Raw genomic sequence first — 6,850 nt, 5'->3', positions numbered from 1 at the left:
ACGTCGGCCAGGCCGCCCGGGCCCGACGAACCGGCGGGGCCGATCAGCACGGCGTCCGTGCCGCGCAGGGCGGCCCGGGCCAGCTTGCGGGTCAGGGCCGAGGTGAGCAGCCGGTGCGGGCCGAGCCAGCCGGCCACCACCGCGTCCGGGCGGTGCTCGGCGATGACCTCGGGCAGGTCGATGTGCGCGTGGTAGCCGCCGGCCAGTAGCAGCGGCACCACGACCACCGGGCCGCGCACCACCGGCAGCACCTCGGCGAGGAGGGGCGAGCTGATCTCCAGGTAGGTGAGCTCCACCCGCTGCCCTGGCCGGGCCCCGCGGACGGTCTCGGCCAGCGCCGACAGGGTGTGCTCCCCTGCTGAGCTACGCGTCCCGTGCGCGGCCAGGACCAGTGCCGGCCTCACCGGCCCACCCCATCGAACACGACGCCACCGGCCCGCGCGGCACGGCCGGCCCGCGCGAAGTCGCCGCCTCCCGGACCGGTGCCGGTGGCGTGGCAGGGCCTGACCGTGTGCTCCAGGAGGGGGGCGGCGGGTGGCAGGGGCCGGGCGGGGGACATGGCGCCCCAGGACATGCTGGTCTCCTCGTGGTCGTGTCGGGCAGGCGCGGCCGGCGATCCGGCTCGTGCGAGGCGTGGACGGTGTCAACGCGTGCGGGACGACGGTGCCGCCGTACGAGGGCGATGACCGGGCGCCGGGACGGCGGTCAGAGGCCCGTCTCGTACAGGCAGGCGAGCCGGTACCCGCGTTTGACCACCGTCTCGACGATCCCCCCGGGCCCGAGGGCTCGGCGGAGCCGGGTGATGGCCATCTCCACGGCGTGCTCGGCCGAGTCGCGGGCCACGCTGCCCGGCAGCACCGTACGCAGATCGGCCCGCGACACCACGTGCCCGGGCTTGTCGGCCAGGCGCTTGAGCACCGCCATCGGCGCGGGCGGCAGCGGGCGCAGTTCCCCGTCCACGACGACCGCGTGGCCGCGGATCTCCAGCCGGTGCTCGCCGGCCGTGAGCCGGGTGACGCCGTGCTCGGGCAGGTGCCTGGCCAGGGCGCGGGCGAGCGCGCCGAGCCGTGAGCGGTCGGGTTGCAGGGTGGGCACGCCGCGCGAGGTGAGCGGGTCGGCGGTGACGGGCCCCACGCAGGCGGCCACGACAGGCCCGCCGAACGCGGCCAGCAGCGCCTCCTCCAGCCCTTCCGCCCTGGCGGCGCCGAGCATGGCGTGCACGGCGGGCGCGCTGGTGAAGGCGACGGCGTCGACCGAGCCGGAGATCGTCTGGCTGATGAGGCGGCGCAGGGGCGAGATGTCGCGGTACGGGAGCCAGCGGTAGACCGGGATCTCGATCACCTCGGCCCCGGCGACCCGCAGGTCGTCCACGAACTCCTTGAGCGGTTCGCCGTGCTGCTGCACCGCGATGCGGCGCCCGCGCAGGTCCTGCTCCAGGAGGTATTCCTTGACCTCGGAGCAGGACTCGGTCGAGGGGGTCCAGTGGTCGTTGAGCCCGGCGGCGCGCACCGCTCCCCTGGCCTTGGGGCCGCGGGTGAGCAGGCGGGCCTTGGACAGGTGCTCGCTGAGGTCGGCGGACAGGCCCCAGCCCTCGGCGGCGGCCATCCAGCCGCGGAAGCCGACGCCGGTGGTGACCACGACCTCGTCGAGCGGGGCCCGCAGGCTCTCGCGGGTGGCGGCGAGCAGGTCGGAGTCCTCGGCCAGGGGGACGAGACGGATGGCGGGGGCGCTGACCACGCGGGCGCCGCGGCGTTCGAGCAGCGCTCCGAACTCCTCACGCCGTCTGGTCGCGGTCACCCCGACGGTGAAGCCCGCCAGGGCGTCGGGCGCCGTCTCCGGGGAGGAGCCGCCCTCAAGAGGAGCCGCGCTCATGCCTGCACCTCCAGGTAGTCGTCGATGCCTGGCCGGGCCCCGAGCGCCCGGCCAGGCATCACAGGCGCGTGTGACGCAAGTGAGATCACCCTCCGATACTCCTTTCGCGTGGTTTCACACCTGGGTCTCTTCTGTTACCGCTGTGCTACAAGGCAGGACCTTCGCGGTTGGCTGGAGGCACGGCAGGGAAACGTTCATCGTGACGACGCCGCCGATCGGGGAGTGACGGGTGACGGCCAGGCCTATTCGCGTGTTCGACGATCCGGTGCTCCGCTCCGTGGCGGCGCCGGTGCAGGATTTCGATCGGGAGCTGAGGCTGCTGGTGAAGTCGCTGACGGCGACGATGCGGGCGGGCTCGGGCCGCGCCGGTCTGGCTGCTCCGCAGATCGGCGAGCCGGTGCGGGTGGTGGTCTACTCCTACGACGGCAAGTCGGGCCATCTGGTCAATCCGCGGCTGGAGTTGTCACAGCGACGGGTGACGGCCGATGAGGCGTGTCTGTCGGCTCCTGGCGTGTGGTGGCCGCTGGAACGTTCCTACATGGTCACGGCGCGTGGCCGTGACATGTTCGGCAAACCCGTCACCGTGCGGGCGCTCGGCGTGCTGGCCAGGGTGCTGCAGCACGAGGCCGATCATCTCGACGGGGTGCTGTTCAGCGATCATCTAGAGGCGGCCGAGCGCGAACGGTTCCTGGCCGAGGCCCTGCCCGCGGTCTGACACCTGCGGCGGGGTAAGAAGGTCGTCCCGCCAAGCACGGCCGTGCCGGTCATGTCAGCGCCGCCGTCCGGTGACGGGCTGCGTCTGCGGGCTCATGGCGCGCCGCTGGGCCGGGTCGGTGCCGCCCCAGACGCCGTACGCCTGGTTGGTCGCCAGCGCGTACGCCAGGCACGGCTCGCGCACGGGGCACCTCCCGCACACCTGCTTGGCCCGCTCCACCTGGGAGTGGCTCGGGCCTTCCATGGAGATGGGAAAGAACAGTTCCGGGTCAAGGTCGAGGCAGGCCGCCCTGCGGGTCCAGCCGAGCATCGTCGTCATGCTCCTCGCGCCTACCCATCGCCCCGGGCGTCATACCTCGCCGAGCAGGCGATCCCAGTCGGCCAGGAACCGGCCGAGCCCGTACCGTGACAGCGCGGCGGCCCTGGCGGCCTTGCCGGCCTGGCTCGCGCTCTCCGGGTCGCGCGCGTAGGCGTGCAGGGCGTCGGCGAGCACGTGCACCTTCGTGGACAGGACGCCGGCCTCGGGCGGGACGGCCTCGATCGCCTCGGTGGCGGCCAGCGCGACCACGGGCAGGCCCAGGGTCATGGCCTCGACGAGAGCCAGCCCGAGCGAGGTCCACCGGTAGGGGTGCAGGTAGACGCGCCTGCGGGCGAGTTCGGCGTGCATGACGTGCTGGGGCAGGTCCTCGTGGGTCTCGTACGGGAGCCCGTCCACCTTCATCCCGAACACGTCGAGCGGCACTCGCTGGGCGAAGCGGGGCAGCAGGTCGGTGCCGGCGACCCTGGCGCGGCGTACCGGCTCGTTGACCACGACGCCCGCCCTGGGCAGTTCGCCGGTGTAGAGGTGGCCGGGGTCGGGGACGCCGTGCTCGATGACGCGGGTGGGCGCCCGGCCGTTGTCCCAGTACAGCTCGTTGAAGTGGGTGACGTGCACGAGCGTGATGTCGTCGCGGCCAGCCAGCGGGTGGCGGGTGCGGGGCACGTCGCCGGCCGGGGTGTTGTGCTCGACGTAGACGCCGGGCACGTCGCGCCCCAGCCAGTCGCGGGCCAGGTCGATCTCGTGCGGGCGCTGGTGGACGACGACGTCCACGGGTTCGTGGCGCAGCCGGTCCCAGGGCACCTCGCGGACGCGTTCCGGCCAGTCGTACGTGGCCGCCCGCCCCCGTCCGTCGGGACCACGACCGGGGACGAGCGGCAGCAGATATTCGTGCGAACCCCTGATGAAGGCACTCGTCCACGCGCCGTGCACGTGCCAGATGAGGATCCTCACCAGCGGCTCCAGCCCATGGCCCTGGCCCAGGGCGCCGAGGCGGCCACGACGGGGCTGTCCGTGTCGTTCAGCACGCGGTCCACGACGTCGGCCAGGTCGTCGGCGACCTCGGCGGCCCGCTGGATCTCCGCTTCGAGCGTCTGCGGGGTCGGGACCAGGATGCCCCGGGCGCCCGCGGCCTTGGCGGCCTCCATGTCGCGGCCGATGTCGCCCACGACGACGCAGTCGCGCGGGCTGACGTCCAGCACCGCCGCAGCGCGGATCACCAGGCCGGGGGCGGGTTTGCGGCAGGTGCAGCCGTCGGTGTCGTCGTGCACGCAGATCGCCCACGCGTCGAACGGCCCCAGCAGCTCCTCCACCTTGGCGTTGACCTGATCCATCTCGTCCGGTGAGAGCAGGCCCTTGGCGACGCCCGACTGGTTCGTGACCACGGCCACCGCCACGTCGGCCCGGCGCAGCCTGCCCAGGGCCTCGGCCGCGCCCGGCATGGGCTCCACCAGGGCCGGATCGCCGTTGTACGGCACGTCCCTGATCAAGGTTCCGTCCCGGTCGAAGAGCACGGCGCCGGGACGTCGCTTTTCGAACACCATCCACCTCCGTCGCGTGCCGGGCAGCTACCCGGGCCCCGACCCGGCAAACAACTACCCAGAGTGACCATTTGCCGGTGGACACGCCTTTTTTCGCACGTCAGAGGCATGGCCAAGTTTGAGGGCCGCTTCTCTCGGTAGCGGTTCCCGGCATCGGCAGCGGGGAGGACCCATGAAATTTCTCGGCATCAACGCGATCTTCCACGACCCGGCCGCCGCCCTGGTGGCCGACGGGAGGATCGTCGCCGCGGCGGAGGAGGAGCGCTTCAGCCGGCGCAAGCACGGCAAGCGGCCGCTGGCGTTCTCCGCGTGGGAGCTGCCTGAGCAGGCCGCCGCGTGGTGCCTACGGCAGGCGGGGCTCTCCCCCGAGGACATCGACGTCGTCGCCTACTCCTACGACCCGTCCCTGGTGACGGGCAGGCCGGAGGGTGACTGGGAGGACCTGCGCACCAGGTACGCGGTCCGCGCGCCCGCCTTCCTCGCCACGGCGCTGCCCGGGCTGGACCCCGGCCAGGTCGCCTACGTACCGCACCACGTGGCGCACGCCGCCTCGGCCGGGCTGGCCTCCCCCTGGCGCGACTGCGCGGTCCTGGTGTGCGACGGGCGGGGCGAGAGCGTCTCGCACCTGGCGGGCGTCTATCGGGGCGGCGAGCTGGAGGTGCTGGCCGCGCAGGAGCTGCCGCACTCCCTGGGTCTCATGTACGAGGACGTCACCGAGCACCTCGGCTTCCTGCGTTCCAGCGACGAGTACAAGGTCATGGCGATGGCCTCCTACGGCGATCCCCGCCACCTGGAGGCGCTGCGCGAGGTGATCTACACGACCGGGGACGGCGGGTTCCGCGTCGAGCCGGTCGACTGGAACGTCTACGCCAAGGCGCTGCCGAGGGGCGCCGCCTGGACCTCCGACCACGCCGACCTGGCCGCCAGCGTGCAGGCCCGGCTGGAGGAGGTGCTGCTTGAGCTGGTGCGCTGGCTGTACGAGCGGACCGGCGCGCGGCGGCTGGCCCTGGCCGGCGGGGTGGCGCTCAACTGCGTGGCCAACACCCGGCTGCTGGACGAGGGGCCGTTCGCGGAGGTGTGGGTGCAGCCGCCCGCCGGCGACTCCGGCACCGCGCTCGGCGGGGCGCTGCACCTGGCGCAAGCGTACGGGGAGCCGGCCGGGCCCATGCCGGGCGCGGCGCTGGGGCGCGGCTTCACCGACGAGGAGCTCGGGGCGTGGCTGGACGTGGCGCGGGTGCCGCACACCCGCCCGGCCGACCTGGCCGCGGCGGTGGCGGCCGAGCTGGCCGCCGACCGGATCGTGGCCTGGTTCCAGGGCCGCTCCGAGTACGGGCCGCGGGCGCTGGGGCAGCGTTCGCTGCTGGCGCACCCGGGTCACGCGCGCAACACCGAGCGGCTGAACGACGTCAAGGGGCGTGAGCAGTTCCGGCCCGTCGCGCCGATGGTGCTGGAGTCGCGGGCGGCGGAGATCTTCGGGCGGGGGCCGGTGCCGTCGCCGTACATGCTGTTCGTCCACGACGTGCGGCCGGGCTGGGCCGAACGCATCCCCGCGGTCGTGCACGTGGACGGGACCGCCCGCATCCAGACGATCTCGCCTCGGGAGCAGCCGCTGATGGCGCGGGTGCTGATCGAGTTCGAGGCGCGGACGGGGCTGCCGGTGGTGGTCAACACGAGTCTCAACACGGCCGGGCGGCCCATGGTGGACGATCCGCGCGACGCGCTGGAGTGTTTCGGCTCCGCGCCGGTGGACGTGCTGGTCCTGGGGCCGTACCTGGTGCGGCGCGGGGAGGTGTTCGGCTCGTGATCACCGTGGTGATCCCCACCATCGGGCGGGCCACGCTGCGCGCCACCGCGGCGGGCGTGGGTCCCGGCGTGCCGGTGATCGTGGTGGACGACCGGAGGGGCTCTTGCGCTCCGCTCGGGTTGTCTTCTTCCGTACGGGTCGTCCGGTCGGGCGGGCGGGGGCCGGCGGCGGCGCGCAACGCCGGGTGGCGGGCCGCGGACACGCCGTGGGTGGTGTTCCTGGACGACGACGTGGTGCCCCGGCCGGGGTGGGCGGAGGCGGCCTGGAAGGACCTGGTGGACCTGCCCGACGACGTGGGCGGCAGCCAGGGGCGCATCGTGGTGCCGCTGCCCGCCGGGCGGCGGGCTGGCGACGCCGAGCGGAACACCGCCGGGCTGGCCGGGGCGCTGTGGGCGACGGCCGACATGGCCTACCGGCGCGCCGCGCTGGAGGCCGTGGGCGGGTTCGACGAACGTTTTCCCCGGGCGTACCGGGAGGACGCGGACCTGGCGCTGCGCGTGACGCGGGCCGGATGGCGGCTGGTGCGGGGCGGGCGGGTGAGCGAGCATCGATTCCGGGCCGACGCCGAGGGCGGCGAGGTGGTGGGCGAGCCGGTCGGCCCGC

General features: G+C 73.9%; 9 protein-coding genes. 3 read left to right on the top strand and 6 right to left on the bottom strand.

Annotated features, from left to right (window positions below):
• The 3 genes from ABFX54_RS50920 to ABFX54_RS50910 all read right to left on the bottom strand — a co-directional run.
• A partial coding sequence (locus ABFX54_RS50920; RefSeq protein ID WP_346114459.1) for a sirohydrochlorin chelatase occupies nucleotides 1–404 on the bottom strand: 404 nt, incomplete at its 3' end.
• Nucleotides 401–574 carry a hypothetical protein gene (locus ABFX54_RS50915; RefSeq protein ID WP_346114446.1) on the bottom strand — a complete coding sequence of 58 codons (174 nt, stop codon included), beginning with the start codon at nucleotides 572–574 and terminating at the stop codon, nucleotides 401–403. The genes ABFX54_RS50920 and ABFX54_RS50915, both read right to left, overlap by 4 nt.
• A 131-nt stretch (nucleotides 575–705) precedes the next feature.
• A complete protein-coding gene (locus ABFX54_RS50910; RefSeq protein ID WP_346114444.1) occupies nucleotides 706–1,872 on the bottom strand; it encodes a uroporphyrinogen-III synthase in 1,167 nt (388 codons plus the stop codon).
• Between the two features lie 229 nt (nucleotides 1,873–2,101).
• Here ABFX54_RS50910 and ABFX54_RS50905 point away from each other — a divergent pair, with 229 nt between their 5' ends.
• Nucleotides 2,102–2,587, top strand: a complete 486-nt coding sequence (locus ABFX54_RS50905; protein ID WP_346114443.1) for a peptide deformylase — start codon at nucleotides 2,102–2,104, stop codon at nucleotides 2,585–2,587.
• A 54-nt stretch (nucleotides 2,588–2,641) separates the two neighbouring features.
• Here the strand turns inward: ABFX54_RS50905 and ABFX54_RS50900 are convergent, their stop codons facing one another.
• The 3 genes from ABFX54_RS50900 to ABFX54_RS50890 are packed head-to-tail and all read right to left on the bottom strand — an operon-like array spanning nucleotide 2,642 to nucleotide 4,446.
• The gene (locus ABFX54_RS50900; protein ID WP_346114442.1) at nucleotides 2,642–2,905 is read right to left on the bottom strand and encodes a WhiB family transcriptional regulator; all 264 of its coding nucleotides are present in this window, start codon (nucleotides 2,903–2,905) and stop codon (nucleotides 2,642–2,644) included.
• A gap of 30 nt (nucleotides 2,906–2,935) precedes the next feature.
• A complete protein-coding gene (locus ABFX54_RS50895) occupies nucleotides 2,936–3,856 on the bottom strand; it encodes a glycosyltransferase (protein ID WP_346114441.1) in 921 nt (306 codons plus the stop codon).
• Nucleotides 3,853–4,446, bottom strand: a complete 594-nt coding sequence (locus tag ABFX54_RS50890; RefSeq protein WP_346114440.1) for a D-glycero-alpha-D-manno-heptose-1,7-bisphosphate 7-phosphatase — start codon at nucleotides 4,444–4,446, stop codon at nucleotides 3,853–3,855. Before ABFX54_RS50890 ends, ABFX54_RS50895 begins: the two co-directional genes overlap by 4 nt.
• Before the next feature lie 169 nt (nucleotides 4,447–4,615).
• Here ABFX54_RS50890 and ABFX54_RS50885 point away from each other — a divergent pair, with 169 nt between their 5' ends.
• Entirely contained in the window at nucleotides 4,616–6,247 is a 1,632-nt protein-coding gene (locus tag ABFX54_RS50885) for a carbamoyltransferase family protein (RefSeq protein ID WP_346114439.1), read from the top strand.
• The coding region (locus ABFX54_RS50880; RefSeq protein WP_428834659.1) for a glycosyltransferase family 2 protein at nucleotides 6,244–6,850 on the top strand (607 nt) is incomplete at its 3' end. The genes ABFX54_RS50885 and ABFX54_RS50880, both read left to right, overlap by 4 nt.

This window comes from Nonomuraea maheshkhaliensis (assembly GCF_039529435.1).
Taxonomy (GTDB): domain Bacteria; phylum Actinomycetota; class Actinomycetes; order Streptosporangiales; family Streptosporangiaceae; genus Nonomuraea; species Nonomuraea maheshkhaliensis.
Note: the sequence above shows the minus strand (reverse complement) of the source record. Positions and strands in the feature narration are given on the sequence as shown.